Annotated in this window: 16 protein-coding genes; 12 read left to right on the forward strand and 4 right to left on the reverse strand. The window is 71.8% G+C overall.

What is annotated here, in order from left to right; genetic code table 11:
• Positions 1–72 precede the first annotated feature (72 nt).
• Entirely contained in the window at positions 73–282 is a 210-nt protein-coding gene (locus tag ACLJOK_RS18000) for a hypothetical protein (RefSeq protein WP_030334221.1), read from the reverse strand.
• Positions 283–382: 100 nt separating this feature from the next.
• Complete coding sequence (locus ACLJOK_RS18005; RefSeq protein WP_410819946.1) at positions 383–2,803, reverse strand: DEAD/DEAH box helicase; 2,421 nt, start codon at positions 2,801–2,803, stop codon at positions 383–385.
• A gap of 140 nt (positions 2,804–2,943) precedes the next feature.
• On the opposite strand from ACLJOK_RS18005, the gene ACLJOK_RS18010 reads away from it, so the two are divergent.
• From ACLJOK_RS18010 to topA, 6 genes are all read left to right on the forward strand, one after another.
• Positions 2,944–3,300, forward strand: a complete 357-nt coding sequence (locus ACLJOK_RS18010) for an STAS domain-containing protein (protein WP_355501449.1) — start codon at positions 2,944–2,946, stop codon at positions 3,298–3,300.
• Positions 3,297–3,734 (forward strand): ATP-binding protein, encoded by a 438-nt coding sequence (locus ACLJOK_RS18015; protein WP_410819947.1) that lies wholly within the window; start codon positions 3,297–3,299, stop codon positions 3,732–3,734. Before ACLJOK_RS18010 ends, ACLJOK_RS18015 begins: the two co-directional genes overlap by 4 nt.
• Positions 3,735–4,051: 317 nt before the next feature.
• The gene (locus ACLJOK_RS18020) at positions 4,052–6,412 is read left to right on the forward strand and encodes a sodium-translocating pyrophosphatase (RefSeq protein WP_410819948.1); all 2,361 of its coding nucleotides are present in this window, start codon (positions 4,052–4,054) and stop codon (positions 6,410–6,412) included.
• A 103-nt stretch (positions 6,413–6,515) separates the two neighbouring features.
• A complete protein-coding gene (locus ACLJOK_RS18025; RefSeq protein WP_410819949.1) occupies positions 6,516–7,055 on the forward strand; it encodes a hypothetical protein in 540 nt (179 codons plus the stop codon).
• Positions 7,046–7,792, forward strand: a complete 747-nt coding sequence (locus tag ACLJOK_RS18030) for a hypothetical protein (protein WP_410819950.1) — start codon at positions 7,046–7,048, stop codon at positions 7,790–7,792. The genes ACLJOK_RS18025 and ACLJOK_RS18030 overlap by 10 nt, the downstream gene beginning before the upstream one ends.
• A 461-nt stretch (positions 7,793–8,253) precedes the next feature.
• Positions 8,254–11,094, forward strand: coding sequence for a type I DNA topoisomerase (gene topA, locus ACLJOK_RS18035; protein WP_410819951.1), 2,841 nt, complete (start codon positions 8,254–8,256; stop codon positions 11,092–11,094).
• Between the two features lie 125 nt (positions 11,095–11,219).
• Here the strand turns inward: topA and ACLJOK_RS18040 are convergent, their stop codons facing one another.
• A complete protein-coding gene (locus ACLJOK_RS18040; RefSeq protein WP_410819952.1) occupies positions 11,220–12,536 on the reverse strand; it encodes a D-arabinono-1,4-lactone oxidase in 1,317 nt (438 codons plus the stop codon).
• A gap of 226 nt (positions 12,537–12,762) precedes the next feature.
• Here ACLJOK_RS18040 and ACLJOK_RS18045 point away from each other — a divergent pair, with 226 nt between their 5' ends.
• Complete coding sequence (locus tag ACLJOK_RS18045; protein ID WP_410819953.1) at positions 12,763–13,368, forward strand: TetR family transcriptional regulator; 606 nt, start codon at positions 12,763–12,765, stop codon at positions 13,366–13,368.
• Positions 13,369–13,421: 53 nt separating this feature from the next.
• Here ACLJOK_RS18045 and ACLJOK_RS18050 read toward each other — a convergent pair whose 3' ends face one another.
• A complete protein-coding gene (locus tag ACLJOK_RS18050) occupies positions 13,422–14,630 on the reverse strand; it encodes an amino acid deaminase/aldolase (RefSeq protein WP_410819954.1) in 1,209 nt (402 codons plus the stop codon).
• A gap of 307 nt (positions 14,631–14,937) precedes the next feature.
• On the opposite strand from ACLJOK_RS18050, the gene tmk reads away from it, so the two are divergent.
• The 5 genes from tmk (at position 14,938) to ACLJOK_RS18075 (ending at position 19,732) form a co-directional block, all read left to right on the forward strand.
• Positions 14,938–17,037, forward strand: a complete 2,100-nt coding sequence (tmk, locus tag ACLJOK_RS18055; RefSeq protein WP_410821528.1) for a dTMP kinase — start codon at positions 14,938–14,940, stop codon at positions 17,035–17,037.
• Complete coding sequence (locus tag ACLJOK_RS18060; protein WP_410819955.1) at positions 17,037–18,299, forward strand: DNA polymerase III subunit delta'; 1,263 nt, start codon at positions 17,037–17,039, stop codon at positions 18,297–18,299. Before tmk ends, ACLJOK_RS18060 begins: the two co-directional genes overlap by 1 nt.
• A gap of 122 nt (positions 18,300–18,421) precedes the next feature.
• Positions 18,422–18,751 carry a YbaB/EbfC family nucleoid-associated protein gene (locus ACLJOK_RS18065; protein ID WP_007454690.1) on the forward strand — a complete coding sequence of 110 codons (330 nt, stop codon included), beginning with the start codon at positions 18,422–18,424 and terminating at the stop codon, positions 18,749–18,751.
• Between the two features lies 1 nt (position 18,752).
• Positions 18,753–19,058, forward strand: coding sequence for a hypothetical protein (locus ACLJOK_RS18070; RefSeq protein ID WP_410819956.1), 306 nt, complete (start codon positions 18,753–18,755; stop codon positions 19,056–19,058).
• Entirely contained in the window at positions 19,058–19,732 is a 675-nt protein-coding gene (locus tag ACLJOK_RS18075) for a hypothetical protein (protein ID WP_410819957.1), read from the forward strand. The genes ACLJOK_RS18070 and ACLJOK_RS18075 overlap by 1 nt, the downstream gene beginning before the upstream one ends.
• Positions 19,733–20,004 lie beyond the last annotated feature (272 nt).

The following is a 20,004-nucleotide window of genomic DNA, read 5'->3' on the forward strand; positions in this document are numbered from 1 at the left end:
GTCGAGGTCGCCGGACGACTACCCAGCACGGAGTGATCACTGGTGCCCTGGCAGGATCACTCCCGGGAGACCTCAGCGACTGTCGACGGAGGTCGCGGCCCGCAGCGCCCAGGTGTTCAGCACCTGGTGGATGCCGCGCAGCCGCTCGTTGATCTGTTCCAGCCGTTCCGCCTGGGCCAGGGCGGCCAGCGCCGACCCCAGCGCGATCTGCTGGTCGAGGGTGAGATTGTCCTGGTCGATGGTGTAGAGCAGGTCGACGGTCTCGGCGATGGTGTCGGCCACAGCTTCTCCTCGGGCACGGGGGGTCGATCAGCAACATTGGCATCGATGGAAGCGCTCCCACATCATTGTGCCCTGCGCCATGCCGATTCATGCAAGCCGCTCAGTCCGGCAGGTTCGTCAGCACCACGTCGAGCACCCGGATCGCGTCCGGCTTGGAGAGGGGGTTGTTGCCGTTGCCGCATTTCGGTGACTGCACGCAGGACGGGCAACCGGCCTCGCACCCGCACTCCGCGATCGCGTCCCGGGTGGCCCGCAGCCACGCCGCCGCCGTCCCGTACGCCCGCTCGGCGAACCCGGCGCCACCCGGATGCCCGTCGTAGACGAAGACGGTCGGCGCCTCGGTGTCCGGGTGCAGCGCGGTGGAGAGCCCGCCGATGTCCCACCTGTCGCAGGTGGCCATCAGCGGCAGCAGGCCGATCGCGGCGTGTTCGGCGGCGTGCAGCGCACCCGGCACATCGGCCGGCTGGACCCCGGCGAGGGCCAACGACTGCGGTGACAGGGTGAACCAGACCGCCACCGTGCGCAGCTCCCGGCTGGGCAGGTCGAGCGGCCGGGTGTCGATCACCTCGCCGGTGGCGATCCGCCGCCGCTGGTACGACACCACCTGACTGGTTACATCCACCTCGCCGAGGAACATGCCGACCGGCCCGGCGTCCACATAGGAGCGCACCGACACCACGGACAGGTCGGTGACGTCGCGGGCGTGGGTGGACCAGTCCGGCTCCTCGGCGCGCACCAGCGCGCAACCGTCGGCCAGGTCCAGCTGGTCGACCACGTACGAGACGCCCTGGTGCAGATAGACCGCGCCGGAGTGCAGAAGGAAGTGCGATGAGCTGCCGTCGACGGTGCCGAGCAGTCGGCCGGTCGACGACTCCACCACGGCGACCGGGGCGCCGCCCTCGCCGCGCAGGTCCACCTCGGGCCGCTCCCAGTGCCGCCAGTACCAACCGGTGGGCCGCTGCCGCAGCGCCCCCGCCGCGACCAGCTCGTCGACCGCCTCCTTCGCCCCCTCGCCGAAGAGCACCAGGTCGGCCGGGGTGAGCGGCGCCTCCACAGCGGCGCAGGCGAGCTGCGGTGCCAGCACGTACGGGTTGGCCGGGTCGAGCACCGTCGCCTCCACCGGCGCGCCGAAGATCGCCTCGGGGTGGTGCACCAGGTAGGTGTCCAGGGGGTCGTCCCGGGCCACCAGCACCGCGAGGGCCTCCTGCCCGGAACGCCCGGCGCGGCCGGCCTGCTGCCACAGCGACGCCCGGGTGCCCGGGTAGCCGCAGATCAGCACCGCGTCGAGCCCGACCAGGTCCACGCCCAGCTCCAGCGCGTTGGTGGAGGCCAGGCCGAGCAGGTCACCGTGCAGCAGGGCCCGTTCCAGCTCTCGCCGCTCCTCCCGCAGGTAGCCGCCCCGGTAGGCGGCCACCCGGTCGCCGAGCCCCGGAACGGCGTCGTCGAGCGCTCGACGCGCGTTGGCGGCCACCACCTCGGCGCCCTTGCGGGAGCGGACGAACGCGAGGGTGCGTACTCCCTCGGCGACCGTGTCGGCGAGCAGGTCCGCGGTCTCGCGCAGCGCCGACCGGCGGACCTGGTGAAGCTCGTCGTGCTCGCCGGTCGCCTGCGGGGGCACCTGGGAAGCGGCCGACGAGTCGGGTGGCAGCAGCGGCGGTTCCCAGAGCGCGAAGGTCACCCCGCCGCGGGGGGAGGCGTCCTCGGTGACAGCTGTCACCGGCAGGCCGGTCAGCCGTCCGGCCGCGGTGGCCGGGTCGCCGGAGGTTGCCGAGGCGAGCACGAACACCGGGGTGGCCCCGAACCGGGCGCACTGTCGACGCAGCCGGCGCAGCACGTGCGCGACGTGCGAGCCGAACACGCCCCGGTAGGTGTGGCACTCGTCGATCACCACGTACGCGAGTCGGCGCAGGAAGCCGGACCACTGGGCGTGCCCGGGCAGGATGCCGTGGTGCAGCATGTCCGGGTTGGTCAACACGAACCGGGAGTGCCGGCGGATCCACTCCCGCTCGGTGCGCGGAGTGTCCCCGTCGTAGCAGGCGGGGCGTACGCCCTCCAGCTCCAGCGCGGCGACGGCGCGCAACTGGTCCGCGGCGAGCGCCTTGGTCGGCGCCAGGTAGAGCACTGTGGCCCGGGGATCGGCGAGCAGGGTGGCCAGGGCGGGCAGCTGGTAGGCCAGTGACTTGCCGGACGCGGTGCCGGTGGCGACGATCACGTGCTGGCCCTCGTACGCCAGGTTGGCCGCCTCGGCCTGGTGCTGCCAGGGCGCGACCACGCCGCGCCGGGTGAACGCCGCGCGCAACTCCGCCGACGCCCACGACGGCCATGGCGCGGGCACCCCGGCGCGGGCCGGAACCCGCTCGACGTGGGTGACCGGGTCGGCGGCACCCCGGGCGCGTAGCCGGCGCAGCAGGTCGGCCGGCGCTGGCCCGGGGCCGGGACCAGCGGATACGGTGGCCGCGGACGACGACTCCAGGTCGCGGCGCGGCGTGTGGCGCGCGGAGCTGAAGTCGTCGGAGGTCACGTCCTGCACTCTCGCACTGGTGTTCGGAGATGAAAAGTCGGACACCGGGGTAAGGGGAAGCCTCCGCTGGCGTCCGCAGGCCGCCTCGGCGGTAGTGGTTAGATGCCCACGAGAGTTTACGGCTCTGGCGAGGAGGACCGATGGAGCTGTCACTGGCGACCCGCACCGTGGGCGAGCACACGGTGCTCGAGGTCGGTGGTGAGGTGGACGTCTACACCGCGCCCCGGCTCCGTGAACGACTTCTCGAACTGATCGACGGTGGCGCCCGTCACGTGGTGGTCGACCTCGGTCGGGTGGATTTCCTCGACTCCACCGGGCTGGGCGTGCTGGTCGGCGCGCTCAAGCGGCTCCGCTCGGCGAGCGGTTCGTTCGCGCTGGTCTGCGACAAGGAGCCGTTGCTCAAGATCTTCCGGATCACCGCGCTGGACCAGGTGTTTCCGCTGCACTCGACGGTCGACGCGGCGATCAGCGCCGACTCGGCGGGCGCCGGCGCGTGATGGCGACAGTCAAGCTCTCGTTCTCGCCCGCCCCGGTGCACGTGCGCACCGCTCGCCTGGTCGGCGTCGCCGTCGCCCGGCGGGCCGGCGTGCGGGAGGACCTGTTGGACGAGGTGCGCCTGGCCATCGGTGAGGCGTGCACGCGCGCCGTGGCCCTGCACCGGCAGTACGGCCTGGCCGACCCGGTACTGGTGGAGATGTCCGACGGTGGCTCGTACGCCGTGCGGGTGGTGGACCGGGCGCCGATCGAGGCGGGTATCGGTCTGAGCGCGCTGCCGCCGGACGAGCTGGCCAACGAGGCGCTGACCGACGAGGCGCTGACCACCGGCGTCGGCTTCGCGCTGCTCGCGGGCTTCGTCGAGGACCTTCAGGTGCGCCCGGTCGACGAGGGCATCGGCACCGAGGTACGGATGGTGTGGCCGGTCGGCCGCTGACCCAGTTCCGCTGCGTAGGCCGCGTCCCCTGCTGGGGATGCGGCCTTCTTCGCATGGATCGGGCCCTATATCAGATTTCGTTTCATAACACAGCGACGAAGATCATCGCGACACGGTGCCACCTGGGTGTGACCTCCAACACTGCGGAGGGCTACAGTACCCGGGTTGTCAGCAAGTGACCTATCCCGCAGCCAGCGGGTATGGGTGTTCATCGCTGGTCCGCTGGTGGGTTGGCGCGCGCTTGCGAGTCCGCATCCAGGCGTCGGTCAGTGCGTCTCCACTCACCGGCGCGATTGTTCGGTAACAGGAGGACACAGATGTCCGAGACCTTGGCCGCCGACGGCGGCGGGCTTTCCCTTACCGGAAGCAATGTCACCTACGTCGTCATCGCCGCGGTTGTCGCGCTGGTGGCACTCGGTTTCGCTGCCGCCCTGACAAAAACGGTGCTGGCCGCTGGTAAGGGCACCGAGAAAATGCAGGAGATCTCGGGGGCGGTCCAGGAGGGCGCCTCCGCCTACCTGCTCCGCCAGTTCCGCACCCTGGCGATCTTCGTCGTCGTCGCCGTCGTGCTGCTCTTCCTGCTTCCGGTGCACGACACCGACGGCAGTGAGCTGGCTGTGAAGATCGGCCGCTCGCTCTTCTTCGTGGTGGGCGCCCTGTTCAGCGCGTTCATCGGCGGTGCGGGCATGTGGCTGGCCACCCGAGCCAACCTGCGCGTGGCCGCCGCCGCACGGGAGCGAGCAGGCGGCCGCGAGGCGGCCATGAAGATCGCTTTCCGAACCGGTGGTGTCGTCGGCTTCCTCACCGTCGGCCTCGGCCTCTTCGGTGCGGCGCTGGTCGTCCTCGTCTACCGGGGTGACGCGCCGACCGTGCTGGAGGGCTTCGGCTTCGGCGCCGCGCTGCTCGCGATGTTCATGCGGGTCGGCGGCGGCATCTTCACCAAGGCCGCCGACGTCGGCGCCGACCTGGTCGGCAAGGTCGAGCAGGGCATCCCCGAGGACGACCCGCGCAACGCCGCCACCATCGCCGACAACGTCGGCGACAACGTCGGTGACTGCGCCGGCATGGCCGCCGACCTGTTCGAGTCGTACGCCGTGACGCTTGTCGCCGCGCTGATCCTCGGCCGCGCCGCGTTCGGCGAGGAGGGTCTGGTCTTCCCGCTGATCATCTCCACCATCGGCGTGCTGATCGCGATCGTCGGCGTCTTCATCACCCGGCTGCGCGCGTCCGACCGCAGCGGCCTGACCGCGATCAACCGGGCGTTCTACCTGTCCGCGGTGCTCTCCGCGGTGCTGGTGGCGATCGCCGCCTACGCGTACCTGCCGGCGACCTTCGGCGAGTTCGACGACGGCCTCACCGAGGCCTCCGGCAACCCGCGGTTGGTGGCCATCGGCGCGGTGGTGATCGGCATCGTGCTGGCCGCCGCGATCCAGGCGCTGACCGGCTACTTCACCGAGACCAACCGGCGGCCGGTGCAGGACATCGGCAAGAGCTCGCAGACCGGCGCGGCGACAGTGATCCTGGCCGGCATCAGCATCGGTCTGGAGTCGGCCGTCTACTCGGCGCTGCTGATCGCCGCAGGCGTCTTCGGCGCGTTCCTGCTCGGCGGCAGCTCCATCACGCTGTCGCTGTTCGCGGTGGCACTGGCCGGCACCGGCCTGCTCACCACGGTCGGCGTGATCGTCGCGATGGACACCTTCGGGCCCATCTCCGACAACGCCCAGGGCATCGCCGAGATGTCCGGCGACATCGACGAGCACGGCGCTCGCACGCTCACCGAGCTGGACGCGGTGGGCAACACCACCAAGGCGATCACCAAGGGCATCGCGATCGCCACGGCGGTCCTCGCCGCGACCGCGCTGTTCGGCTCGTACACCGACACGCTCACCAGCGCGTACGCGACGGCTGGCGTGAACGACGTCGGCAACGAGATCCTCAACGCGCTGAACGTGGCGAACCCGCGCAACCTGGTCGGCCTGATCATCGGGGCGGCGGTGGTCTTCCTCTTCTCCGGGCTGGCCATCAACGCGGTGTCCCGCTCGGCCGGTGCCGTGGTGATGGAGGTCCGCCGGCAGTTCCGTGAGCTGCCCGGCATCATGGACGGCACCCAGCGCCCGGAGTACGGCAAGGTCGTCGACATCTGCACCCGGGACGCGCAGCGCGAGCTGATCACCCCGGGCCTGCTCGCCATCCTGGCGCCGATCGCTGTCGGCTTCGGCCTCGGGCCCGGTGCACTCGCGGCGTACCTGGCCGGGGCGATCGGGGCCGGCACCCTGATGGCGGTCTTCCTGTCCAACTCCGGTGGTGCCTGGGACAACGCCAAGAAGATGGTCGAGGACGGCGCGTACGGCGGCAAGGGCTCCGAGGCGCACGCCGCCACTGTCATCGGAGACACCGTCGGCGACCCGTTCAAGGACACCGCCGGCCCGGCGATCAACCCGCTGATCAAGGTGATGAACCTGGTCTCGCTGCTGATCGCGCCCGCCGTGGTGGCCTGGAGCGTCGGCGACGAGCGCAACGTCGGCCTGCGGGTCGGCATCGCGCTGGTCGCGACGCTGATCATCGTGGCGTCGGTGGTGTTCAGCAAGCGCAAGGGCATCGCGATGTCCGACTCGGACGCCGATGGCAACACCGGCGCGGGCAGCACCGATCACCGCCCGGAGACGGTCAACGCCTGATCCAGCAACGGCCCGGGGTCCCCGGTCGACGTAGCCCGTCGACCGGGGACCCCGGCCGTCCGGCCCGATGCCACACCTGGCCAAAGGCCGTACGCTGCAACGCATGCGTACGTGCCGGGCGTCTGCCGCCGGAAAGCTCACGGTGGTCCTGGCCACGATCGTCGTCCTGGCCGGCTGCGGCGGAGGCCCCAGCCCACGGGCCTGGGCGGCCTCGGTCTGCGGCGCCCTCACCCCGTGGCGCTCCGAGATCAACAAGCTGACCAGCAGCACTGACGAGCAGATGACCGCGCAGACCACGCCGGCGCAGGCCAAGGAGAACCTGGTGCGGCTCTTCGATGGGGCGGAGCAGGCCAGTGAGGCCGCGCGCCGCAAGGTGGAGAAGGCGGGCATCCCGGAGGCGGAGAACGGCGAGGCCATCTCCGCGGGTTTCGGCAGCTCACTGGGGAAGATGCGGGACGCGTACGGTCGCGCCCGGGACACCATCGACGGCCTGGGCACCGGCGAGCCGACCGCCTTCTACGAAGGCGTGCGGGCCGCCGTGGAGACCCTCAACAAGGAGTACGACGCCAGCGCGCTGGACACCAGCAAGCTCAACTCCGAGGAGTTGAAACAGGCATTCGACGAGGTGCCGGAGTGTCGCTGAGCGGGCTCGGTGACACCGGGAAGGCGCAGCCACCCCCGGCGCTGTTTCCCGCGCCCGAGTCCGACACGCCCACTCCCGGGCGACGCCGCGGCGGCGCGTCACAGAACCGCCCGTCCCAGGACGGCTCGGTTCAGAACGGCCCGACCCAGACTGACGCTGCGGGCCGGCAACTTGTCTTCTTCGGCGCGGACGCGGCCGAACCGACAGTCGCCGACCTGGCCGGGCTGCTCGCCGGGCCGGGCGAGGTGGTCCGGATGGGCGGCACCGCCCGGCTCTCGGTGCAGGTGGACGCCGCTTGGCGGGTGCACGTGCTCGTCGCCGAACTGGCGTCGCGCGGGCTGGCAGCGAGCTGGGAGCCGACCGAAGGCGCGCGACACGCCGTTCGTACGTCGTACACCCGGGTCTTGAAGCCGCTCGCGGCCGCCTGGCTGCACGGTACGACGAAACGCCCGCCGGCCGCCTTCCACCTGACCGGCCGGCGGTTGCGGCTGTGGCTCGTTGCCGCCGGCACGCCGGAGCCTCCGGATGCTGTTCTGCTGCGGCTCGGCGCGGACGGCCAGGAGTGCTGGGAGCGGATCGGGGTGGCGCTTGCCGCCGCCGGGCTCGGGGGCACCCTGCTCAGTCCGCGAGACGGTGGCCCGGCCTGCCGGATCACCGGCCGTCGCCGGCTCGCCCGGCTGGCCGAGCTGATAGGCGAACCACCGCGAGCAGCACCCCCGGAAGCCTGGCCGACCTGACCCGCCGCGCCGCGCCGCGCCCTCCGCGCCGCGCCGCGCCGCGCCCTCCGCGCCGATCGTGGAGTTGTGGTGGTGGACGTACTTCTCGTCCAGGGTTAAAACGCCCACCACGAGTCCATGATCGACGCGGCCGGGGCGGCGGCTTCCGGTGTCCGGTGCCGGACAGCCGGCGGGTCGATCCAGGCGGAAAACGGGCGGGTCGCGCCTCGGTAGTGGGCCCGCCATCGTCACAGTGACCCGCTTCGAGCCCTACACACGGTGTACGGTGGCGCCGTCCGGCAGTGCCGAGCGCGGCGGGGCGGCGTCGACCGCCGCCTTGAAGCGGTTTGCGGCCCGCGAAACCCGAAACGCGGGCGGCGCGTTACGTTGGACATCCGGACCGCCGGTGCGACGGCGGGGTCGAAAGCGGTCGCTGTCCGGGCGCCGGCAGACCACGAGCAGGAGTGAGGTCGGGGAGAGACGTGCCGAGCAACGCTGGAACCACCCGTCTGGTCATCGTCGAGTCACCGGCGAAGGCCAAGACGATCTCGGGCTACCTCGGCCCGGGGTACGTCGTGGAGGCCAGCTTCGGTCACGTCCGCGACCTGCCGCGCAACGCCGCCGACGTGCCAGCAAAGTACAAGGGCGAGTCCTGGGCCCGGCTCGGGGTGGACGTGGACAACGGCTTCCAGGCGCTCTACGTGGTCTCCGCCGACCGCAAGCAGCAGATCAGCAAGCTGATCAAGCTGGCCAAGGAGGTCGACGAGATCTTCCTGGCGACGGATGAGGACCGCGAGGGTGAGGCGATCGCCTGGCACCTGGTCGAGACGCTGAAGCCCAAGGTCCCGGTCAAGCGGATGGTCTTCCACGAGATCACCAAGCCGGCGATCCAGGCGGCGGTGGCCAACCCCCGGGAGATCGACCGCGATCTGGTCGACGCCCAGGAGGCGCGCCGGATCCTCGACCGCCTGTACGGCTACGAGGTCTCGCCGGTGCTGTGGAAGAAGGTCATGCCGCGGCTCTCGGCGGGCCGGGTGCAGTCCGTGGCGACCCGCATCGTGGTCGAGCGGGAGCGGCAGCGGATGGCCTTCCGCACCGCCGAATACTGGGACATCCTGGCCACCCTCGCGGTGGCCAACGCCGGTGAGGGCCCGCGGGCGTTCAACGCCACCCTGATCGCTCTGAACGGCGACCGGATCGCCACCGGTAAGGACTTCGAGCCGACCACCGGTCGCGTCCGGGCCGGCGCTGGTGTCGTGCACCTCGACGAGAGTGGTGCCCGGGGTCTCGCGGCCCGGCTGGAAAGCCGGCCGTTCACCGTCACCCGGGTGGAGGAGAAGCCCTACCGCCGTCGCCCGTACGCGCCGTTCATCACCTCGACCCTCCAGCAGGAGGCGGCCCGCAAGCTGCGCCTGTCCTCGCAGCAGACGATGCGCACCGCGCAGCGCCTGTACGAGAACGGCTACATCACCTATATGCGTACCGACTCGGTCAACCTGTCGGAGACCGCCATCTCGGCGGCCCGCCGACAGATCGTCGAGCTGTACGGCGAGCGCAGCGTTCCACCGGAGCCGCGCCGCTACACCGGCAAGGTGAAGAACGCGCAGGAGGCGCACGAGGCGATCCGCCCGGCGGGGGACAACTTCCGTACCCCGGGCGAGGTGGCCAAGGAGTTGTCCGCCGAGGAGTTCAAGCTCTACGAGCTGATCTGGCGACGCACCATCGCCTCGCAGATGACCGATGCGGTCGGCTCCAGCGTGTCGGTGCGCATCCGGGCGGTCTCCACCTCGCAGGAGGAAGCCGACTTCGGCGCGACCGGCAAGACCATCACCGACCCGGGCTTCCTGCGCGCCTACGTCGAGTCCAGCGACGACGAGACCGCCGAGGCCGAGGACGCCGAGCGTCGGCTGCCCACCCTGGTCAAGGACCAGCCGCTGACCGCCGACGAGCTGGCCGCGCAGGGCCACCACACCCAGCCGCCGTCGCGCTACACCGAAGCGTCGCTGGTCAAGGCCCTGGAAGAGCTGGGCATCGGCCGCCCGTCCACCTACGCGTCGATCATGCAGACGATCCAGGACCGGGGGTACGTCACCAAGCGCGGGCAGGCGATGATCCCGACGTTCCTGGCCTTCGCGGTGATCGGGCTGATGGAGCGGCACTACCCCCGCCTGATCGACTACGACTTCACCGCCACCATGGAGAACGAGCTGGACGAGATCGCCGGCGGTGACCACGCGGCGGTCGACTTCCTCACGGCGTTCTACTTCGGCAGCTCCAACGGTGCCGGCGACCAGGACATCGCCCGTTCCGGCGGGCTCAAGAAGCTGGTCACCGAGAACCTCAGCGACATCGACGCCCGCAGCGTCAACTCCATCCCGCTTTTCACCGACGACGACGGCCGCGAGGTCGTCGTGCGGGTCGGCCGCTACGGGCCGTACCTGCAACGGGAGCTGCCCGGCGGCGAGCAGCCGGCACCGGCCGCGGCTTCGGGTGAGGGCGAGGAGGGTGGCACCCAGGGTGACCGGGCGCCGATCCCCGAGGGCCTGGCCCCGGACGAGCTGACCCCGGAGAAGGTGCACGAGCTGTTCCTGGGCGGCAGTGGCGAGCGCAAGCTCGGCGACGACCCCGGCACCGGCGAGCCGATCGTGCTCAAGTCCGGCCGGTTCGGCCCGTACGTGTCCAGCGGCGAGCGGAAGTCGTCGCTGCTGCGTACGCAGACCCCGGACTCGCTGACCCTGGAGGAGGCGCTCAAGCTGCTCAGCCTTCCCCGGCTGATCGGTGTCGCGCCGGACGGCGTCGAGGTCTTCGCGAACAACGGTCGCTACGGCCCGTACGTCAAGCGGGGCGAGGAGTTCCGTTCGCTGGAGTCCGAGGACCAGATGTTCACTGTCGGTCTCGACGAGGCGCTGGCTCTGCTGGCCGCCCCGAAGGCCCGTGGACGGCGGGCCGCGGCACCGCCGTTGCGCGAGATGGGCGTGGACCCGGCGACCGAGAAGCCGTTGGTGATCAAGGACGGCCGGTTCGGCCCGTACGTGACCGACGGGGAGTTCAACGCCTCGCTGCGGCGCGGGCAGACGCCGGAGGCGCTGACCGTCGAGGAAGCGTCCGAGATGCTGGCTGAGAAGCGGGCTAAGGGTCCGGCGCCGCGGAAGAAGGCGGCGGCGAAGAAGGCGCCCGCGAAGAAGGCCACGGCCACCAAGAAGACGGCCGCCGCCAGCAAGTCCACGGCAGCGAAGAAAACCACCACGGCCAAGGCGACGGCGGCGAAGAAGGCTCCGGCGAAGAAGGCCGCCCCGCGCAAGGCTGCGACCAGCACGGAGTAGCCCCGCACGCTCTGCTCGCAATGATCATCGCGGCTTCCTTGAAACCGGGGTGTCCCGCTGTCGGCGACACCCCGGTTTTCAGGAAGTCGAGTCGGTAGACCGCACGCCGCACCGACGGAGGCCCGTCAGACCCCGAGGACGTGGTTCAGGTGGGCGTTGGTGAAGACGCGATGGGGGTCGAGCCGGTCGCGGACGGCCTGGAAGTCCGCGAAGCGGGGGTACGCAGTGGCCAGCGAGGCGGCGTCGCGGTAGTGCAGCTTGCCCCAGTGTGGGCGACCGCCCAGCCCCGCGGCCACCTGCTCGAAGGCCCGGAAGTACGGCTCGTACGGCATGCCGACGTACTGGTGCACGGCGATGTAGGCGTTGTCCCGGCCGTAGCCGTGCGACAGCCAGATGTCGTCGGCGGCGGTGAACCGCACCTCCACCGGGAAGAGCACCTTGAACGGCAGGCCGTCCACGATCCGCTGGAGCGCGGCGAGTGCCTCGGGCAACGCCTCGCGGGGCAGGCCGTACTCCATTTCCACGAAGCGGACCCGGCGCGGGGTGCAGAAGACCCGGTCGGAGCGGCCGGTGTACTGGCGTTCGGTGAGGGCACGGGCGGAGACCGCGCTGATGCCCGGGGCCAGCGCGGGCACGGCCCGGCCGAGTCGGCAGGCGCCGGCGAAGACCCGGTTGGACAGGAAGTCGTCGTCCACCCAGCCGCGCCAGCGGGACAGCGGCCGGTCGTTGGCCGGCACCCGGTCGTTGGCCTTGACCTGAACCCGGGACGTGTACGGGAACCAGTAGAACTCGACGTGGTCGTGCCGGCCGATCAGCTCGGGCAGTTCGCCGAGCACGTCGGCCAGCTCGGCCGGGCGTTCGTGGGCGCGCAGGACGAACGCGTCCACGCAGCGCAGGGTCACCTCGACCAGGACGCCGAGCGCGCCGAGTGACACCCGGGCAGCGGCGAGGACGTCGGGATGCTCGTCGGCGGAGCAACGCAGCACCTCGCCAGTGCCGGTGACCAGCGTGATCGCCTCGACGAAGGTGGAGAGGCACCCGTAGCCGGCTCCGGTGCCGTGGGTGCCGGTGGAGATCGCCCCGGCGACGGTCTGCGCGTCGATATCGCCAAGGTTGGGCAGCGCGAGGCCGTGCCGGGCGAGCAGGCCGTTGAGCGCATGCAGGGTCATTCCCGCCGGTACGGTGACCAGTCGGTGTGCGACATCCACGCTGACGATGGTGTCCAGTTCGGACAGGTCCATCCGACGGTCGTCGGCGAGCGCGACGGCGGTGAACGAGTGGCCGCTGCCCGTCACCCGGATCCGACCGCCGTCGGCGGCGACAGATCGGACGGCTTCTGCGACATCGGTCGGCGAGCCGGGGCGCAGGATCGCGCTGGCGCTGCCACGCTGGTTCCCGGCCCAGTTGGACCATCCAGCCCCGAGCGGTGCGGTGCGGACCATGCGCGCTCCTCATTCATGAATATGAACTGACTTCATATCAGGAACGTTCTAGCTGGTAAATACCGCAATTGCGATCCGCTCGTTGTACCGGTAGTCACGGACTCGTGACGTGGAGATATGTTCATCCGTCGAAGGGGGGTGGCGCAGAGTGTCCACACCAGCCGCCACGACCGGGCCGCTGCGCCGCGTACCGGTGCAAGGTCGAAGTGTCGCGCGGGTACAGCGCATGTTGGATGCCTGCGCCGAACTCGTCGACGAGGTGGGGTACGAGGGGCTGACCACCACCCTGCTCGCCGAGCGGGCCGAGGTGGCGATCGGGTCGGTCTACCAGTTCTTTCCGGACAAGCGGGCGATCGTGCAGGCGTTGACCCTGCGAACCATGGAGTCCTACCTCCAGCGCCTCGACGAGCGATTCGCCTCCGACGAGATGACGCACTGGTGGGACGGCGTCGACGCGGGCATCGACGAGTACATCACGATGCACCGCACCGTTCCCGGCTTCCGTACCCTGCACTTCGGCGACGTGGTCGACCTGCACCTGCTCGACGAGCAGCGGGACAACAACGGCGTGATCGCCGACCAGTTGGCCCGGGTGCTCACCGAGCGTTTCGGGCTCACCGACGTGCCAAAGCTGCGCTTCGTGCTGGAGATCGCGGTCGAGGCGGCGGACGCGCTGATCAAGCTCGCGTTCCGTCGGAAGTCCGACGGTGACGAGCGGGTGCTGCTGGAGGCGAAGGCGCTGATCCGGGAGTACCTGCACCGCCAGGTCGACGGCCCGGACAACGGCCGGTCCACAGTCGGCAAGCAGGCCGAGGCGCCCCAACCCGCCTGAGTCGGCGCGGCGGGCGGGCCTCGGCCGGCGGTGTAGGCGGCGGCTGTCCGGTCTCAGAGGAAGGCCTGCCCCTCACCCCGGTAGGTGGGGACGGTCGCCACGACCGCGTCCCCTTCGATCAGGTGCAGCTCGTTGACCCGTTCACACAGCTCACCTGCCTTGGCGTGCCGGAACCACACCCGGTCGCCGACGCGCAGCTCGGCCGCCGCCGCTCCGGACAGCGGAGTCTGCACCTCACCGGCACCCTCGGTGCCGACCAGCTTCAGCCCCGCCGGTAGCCACGGCCGGGGCAGTCGACTGTCGGCGGCCGGGCCGGAGGCGATCCAGCCAGCGCCGAGCACCGTCGCCAGCTCCGGCGTCGGTCGGCGGACCACCGCGCAGGCGAAGAACGCCGCCGGGGTGGGCCGCCAGGCGCGGTAGGCGTCGAACAGCGTCGGCCCGTACAGGCCCGATCCCGCGGTTATCTCGGTGACCGCGGGATCGGCGCTGGTCGCGGCCACGCTGCCGGTGCCGCCGCCGTTGACGAACTCCAGGTCGGCGTGCTCGCGTACCGCGGCGACCGCCGCGCCACGGCGGGCCAGCAACTCGCGGTACGACCCGCGCTGGGCCAGCCTGATCGCGCCCGCCAGCAGCGTCTTGCCCGGCGGCGCGTCGCCCAGGCCGGCGATCTGCGCCTCGTACGACATCAGCCCGACCAGCCGGAAGCCGGGCCGACCGGCGACGGCGGCGGCGAGCGCGCCGGCTGCCCGCGCGCTGTGCACCGGTGAGCGGCGGACGCCTACGTGCACCCGACCGCGCAGCGGCCGCCAGGAGGCGTCCAGATCCAGGCAGAGCCGTAGCTCGGCGCGTCGCCCCGGGGCCTCGATGGCGTCGATGAGGTCGAGTTGGCCGGTGCTGTCGATCATCAGGGTGATCGCGGCGGCGAGCGTGGGGTCGGCCCCCAGCTCGGCGATGGCGGCGCGGTCAGCGCTCGGGTACGCGACCAGCACGTCGTCGCTGACACCGGCGCGGACCAGCCAGATCGCCTCGGGCACTGTGAACGCCATCACGCCCTGCCAGCCGGGCCGGGCGAGGGCTCGACTGATCAACTTCCGGCTGCGGACCGACTTGCTGGCGAGGCGGACCGGTTTTCCGGCGGCGCGATCGGCCAGGGCGGCCGAATTGGCGTCGAAGGCGGTGAGGTCGACCACCGCGTACGGGGGGTCGAGGTGGGCAGTCGCCCGATCCAGGCGCTCGCGAAGTTTGTCGCTTTCGATGGCCACGTGTGCACGCTAACTGTCTGACGGAGAATGCGAAATACCCTCGCGTACGTCCGGGCTGCGGCCGGTACCTCCGGCGGCCTAGGCTCAGCGAGCAGGAGAATGTCGCCCGGGGGGTGGCCCCCACCGGGTCTAGAGTGTTGCACCGGAGGTGCCCAGCGATGGGCCGGCACGTGGAGGTACGGCCATCGAAAGCCAGAACAGCGGCGAGTCGCCCGGCGTGTCGCGCTCGGGTGACCAGTCGGACAACGCCGCCAAGCAGCCCAGCGGCGGTCAGGTCGATCCGTCCGGTTATGCCGCGATCCGGTCCGTGCTGCGCATCCGGCCGTTCCGCCGGCTCTGGATCGTGCTCGGCGCGGCCTCCTTCGGTGACTGGCTCGGCCTGCTGGCCACCGCCCTCTTCGCCGCCTCGCAGGTGCAGGGCAGCACCGCCCAGGGCGCCGCGTTCGGCGGGGTCACCGCGATCCGGCTGCTGCCCGCGCTGGTGCTCGGCCCGGTGGCCGGCGTCTTCGCCGACCGGTTCGACCGGCGCTGGACGATGGTCATCTGCGACCTGCTGCGCTTCGTGCTCTTCGCCTCCATTCCGCTCTACGCCCTCAGTGGCGCCGCAGGCGGCCTGGTGGTCGGCTGGGCGTTGATCGCCACCTTCCTCATCGAGTCGCTCACCCTGCTCTGGATCCCGGCCAAGGAGGCCGCGGTCCCCAACCTGATCCCGCGGGCCCGGCTGGAAGCGGCCAACCAGCTCACCCTGATCACCACGTACGGCCTCACCCCGGTCGCCGCCGCCATCGGCCTTGCCGTGCTCGACCGAGGCGTCCGTGAGGCCGTCGGGGGAGACCTGCCCTCCTGGGCCGAGCCGGCTCAGCTCGCGCTCTGGTTCAACTCCTTCTCCCGACTCGCCACCGCACTGGTGGTGGCGTTCGGGATCAAGGAGATCAGCGAGGCGCAACGCGGTGAGGCCGAGCGTGCCGAGCAGAGCATGTTCCGGCAGTTCTCCGAGGGCTGGAAGTACATCGGCCAGACCCCGCTCGTCCGCGGCCTGGTGCTGGGCATCTTCGGCGCGTTCGCTGGCGGCGGCATCGTGGTCGGCACTGCCAAGTTCTTCGCCAACTCGTTGGGCGCTGGCGACGCGGCGTTCTCACTACTCTTCGGTGCCATCTTCGTCGGCCTGGCGCTCGGCATCGGGCTCGGCCCGATGGTCGTCAAGGAGATGTCCCGGCGCCGCTGGTTCGGTATGAGCATCGTGCTGGCCAGCGCCGCGGTGATGACCCTCGCCTTCGCCATCCACCTGTCCATGGCGATCGTCGGCGCGGTGCTGGTCGGCGCCGGTGCCGGGATGGCCTTCCTGGCCGGCACCACGCTGCTGGGCGGCGAGGTGGCCGACGAGGTGCGCGGCCGGGTCTTCGCTGTGGTGCAGATCGGCACCCGGCTGGTGCTTATCCTGGCCATCGGCCTGAGCAGCGTGTTGGTCGGTGTCGGCGGCTCCCGCAAACTGACCATCGCCGACCTCGGCATCTCCGTCTCCTCCACCCGACTGCTGCTGCTCGCCGCCGGTGCCGCCGGCATCTTCGCCGGGATCAGCGCGTTCGGCCAGATGGACGACAAGAAGGGCGTACCGGTTCTCGCCGACCTCTGGGGCTCCATCCGGGGCCGTCCGCTGATGCCCTCCGAGCCGTTCGTCTCCGCCGGGCTCTTCGTGGTCTTCGAGGGCGGGGAGGGCGCGGGGAAGTCCACCCAGCTCACAGCGCTCTCCGAGCGGCTGCGCGGTCACGGCCGAGAGGTGGTGGTCACCCGCGAGCCGGGGGCCACCGGCGTCGGCCGGCGAATCCGGTCGCTGGTGCTGGACACCTCCGGCGACGACGCGCCCTCCCCTCGGGCCGAGGCGCTGCTCTACGCCGCCGACCGGGCGCACCACGTGGCCACCGTCGTCCGGCCCGCGCTGGTCCGGGGTGGCGTGGTGATCAGCGACCGGTACGTCGACTCGTCCCTGGCGTACCAGGGCGCCGGCCGGACACTGCCCGTCGACGAGGTCTCCTGGCTCTCCTCCTGGGCCACCGGCGGGCTCAAGCCCGACCTGGTGGTACTGCTGGACGTCGAACCGCGCACCGGCCTGTCCCGGGTGGCCTCGCGCAACACCGGCACCGACCGGCTGGAGGCCGAGTCGGTCGCCTTCCACGAGCGCGTCCGGTACGCGTTCCTCGACCTCGCCGCCGCCGACCCGAAGCGCTACCTGGTGCTCGACGCGTCCCGGCCGGCCGACGAGATCACCGGGCTGGTGGTCCGGCGGGTCGAGGAGATGCTCGGCAAGCCGGGCGGCATCGTTCACCCGCGGCCGGCGCAGGGCCCGGACACCTCGGTGCAGCCTGAGTTATCCGACGCGGAGCTGGTGACGATGGAGCACAAAACCTGATGTCGGACGTCTTCGCCGACCTGGTCGGTCAGGACGAGGCGGTGGTCGAGCTGCGGCGCGCCGCCGCCGCAGCTGCCGCCGTGCTGCGTGCTGGCGCGGCCGCGTTGGTCGCCGCCGGCCCGGTCAGCCGTGACGCGTCAGCGGCCGACGACGCCGTGACCGGCGCTGTGGACCCGTCCACCGGGATGACGCACGCGTGGATCTTCACCGGGCCACCCGGCTCCGGCCGCTCGGTCGCCGCACGGGCGTTCGCCGCCGCACTCCAGTGCGTGCACGGCACCGGCTGCGGTGAGTGCCCCGGTTGCCACACCACAATGGGCGGCACCAACGCCGACGTGCGGATGGTGGTGCCGGAAGGGCTCTCCATCGGCGTCGGCGAGATGCGCGCGCTGGTGCTTCGCGCGGCCAGCACCCCGTCCGGCGGGCGCTGGCAGGTGGTGGTCATCGAGGACGCCGACCGGCTCACCGAGGCCGCCGGCAACGCCCTGCTCAAGGCGATCGAGGAACCCCCGCCGAGGACGGTCTTCCTGCTTTGCGCCCCGTCCACCCACCCGGACGACATCTCGGTGACCATCCGGTCACGCTGTCGGGTCGTACCCCTGCGGCAGCCGCCGGCCGACGCGGTGGCCGAGGTGCTGGTTCGTCGGGACGGCATAGCCCTCGACGTGGCGCAGTGGGCGGCGGCGGCCGCGCAGGGCCACGTGGGTCGGGCCCGCCGGCTGGCCCGCGACCCGGAGGCCCGCAAACGGCGCGAGGCGGTGCTCGCGGTGCCCCGCCGGTTGACAGGTGTCGGCGCGGCGTTCGACGCGGCGTCCGCGCTGATCGAGGCGGCCGAGGCAGAGGCCGAGGCGTCGGTCACCGAGGCCGACGCGACCGAGCGGGCGGCACTGGAGACCGCGCTCGGCGCGGGCGGCACCGGCCGGGGCGCGGCCGGTGCCATGCGAGGCGCTGCCGGACAGCTCAAGGAGCTGGAGAAGCGGCAGAAGTCCCGGGCCACCCGGGCCCAGCGGGACGCACTGGACCGGGCGCTGGTCGACCTTGCGGGCTTCTATCGGGACGCGCTCACGATGGCGCTGAGCGCGCCCGTCGCCCCGGTGCACACCGACACGGCCGCGCTGGCCGGCGCCGGCGCGCAGAAGTGGGACGCCGAGGGATCGCTGCGCAGGTTGGAGGCCGTGCTCGCCTGCCGCGCGGCGATCGAGGCGAACGTCAAGCCGCGGATCGCGGTCGAGGCGATGATGCTCGCCCTCTGGAAGGGCTGACCCGCGCTTCCCGGCCGTTGTCCACAGGCATCGACAGGCCCGATTGCGGTGCGGTACGGTCCCTGTGCCGTGGTGACGGTGGCACCACACTGAGTGATGGATCACCCGGGAGGAGTCGGCCGATGCCGCGGGGGGAGATCGACGAAGCCTGGATCGAGGAGGCGGTACGACGCTACCGCCGGATCGAGTCCCTCCAGGCCGAGTTCGACCAGGCGGTGTCGACCGTCGAGGTGACCGTCCGCTCGCCGGACGGCCTGGTCGAGGTGGTGGTCACCGCAGGTGGACGGATCACCGACGTCCGGTTCCTCGGGCCGCTGCACACCCGCAGCCCGCGCGACGTGGCCGGCTCGGTGCAGGCCGCGGTAACCGCGGCGGCCGACGCCGCCGAATGGGCCCGGGAGAAGCTGCACAACGAGACGTTCGCCGCCTACCGACCGCTCGCGGGGGCCTGAGATGGACACACTGCGCGCGCTCTCCGCCCGACTGGACGAGGCGAGCGCCACGCTCACCGTCGTTTCGCACACCGTCACCGCCAGCGATCCGGCCCAGGCCGCGTTCGGCGCCGACGCACCGGGCCGACCGGGCGAGATCGGTCGGGCGCTGCACCGGCAGTGGGCCACCGCCACCGACGACCGGGCCCGGGAGGCCCGCGCCGCCGCCGGCCGACTGGCCGCCGCCGCAGCTGCGGTGCGGGAGGCCGCCGACCGCTACGCCGAGGTCGACCGGGCGGCCCGCCGCCGGCTCACCGGGGAACCGTGATGGACGCCCTGGACCGGCTCGCCGAACCCGGCCTCGACCTGCTCCGCCGGGTGGACACGCTGATCGCGGCCGGCGTCCCCGAGGGGCACCGGGTCTGGCCGCTGCTGCGCCGCATGCAGGTCCTGCCGGGCGACGCGGTTCGCAGCTTCCTCGACCTGCACCCGGTGCCGCTCGCCACCGCCGGCCACGCGGTGCGCCGGCTCGTCCGGGGGTACGACGACGTCTCCGCCGCGCTCACCGACTCGGTGCTCTGGTCCGGTCCGGCCGCCACGGCGTACGGGCAACAGCGGGCGGCGCTGCTCCGCCACCTCGACGAGGGGCCGGACAGCCTGGTCGGCCGACTCGAATCCACAGCCGGTTACGCCGACGCCCTCGCCGACTGGGTGGAGGGCAGCCGTCTCGCGCTGGCCCGCACGTTGGCCGACGTGCTCCGCTCGGCCGAAGCGGTCGCCGTTGTCGCCGCCACCGGTGCGTCGACGCGCCCCGGGCCGGTCGGCCCCGGTGTGGCCGACGCCGCCGAGATCGCCGCACGGGTGCTGGCGGTGCTCTGCGTCGCGTACGACGGTGCGGAGACGCTGCTGCGTCAGTGGGCGCCGAGCCTGGCCGAGACCGCGTGGGGTCCGCCAACGGACGGGCGCCCCCGCTACGACCAGCCCACCCGGGTCGGCTGGTAACCGAGCCCGGTCCTCCGGCAGTGGCCGCTCTGCCTCGGACACAGGCCACGGCGTCGCTCGCGGGCGCCTGGCCTGAGCCGGCGCCCACGGCGACGCCGTGGTCTTCCCCCTGCACCCCCCGCAGGTCTGCCTTCACTCAACGCCGCCGAGGCACGTCTTGTCTCCTGCCCGGCCCCGGATTCAACCGTCTGGGCGAGCAGCAACGGCACGACGGGACGCCCGGCAATAGGTCAAGTCGACGGTCATGAATGGCAGCGGGGCGTAGCCGGCCG

It is taken from the genome of Micromonospora sp. 050-3 (genome assembly GCF_046549335.1).
Lineage (GTDB): Bacteria > Actinomycetota > Actinomycetes > Mycobacteriales > Micromonosporaceae > Micromonospora > Micromonospora trifolii.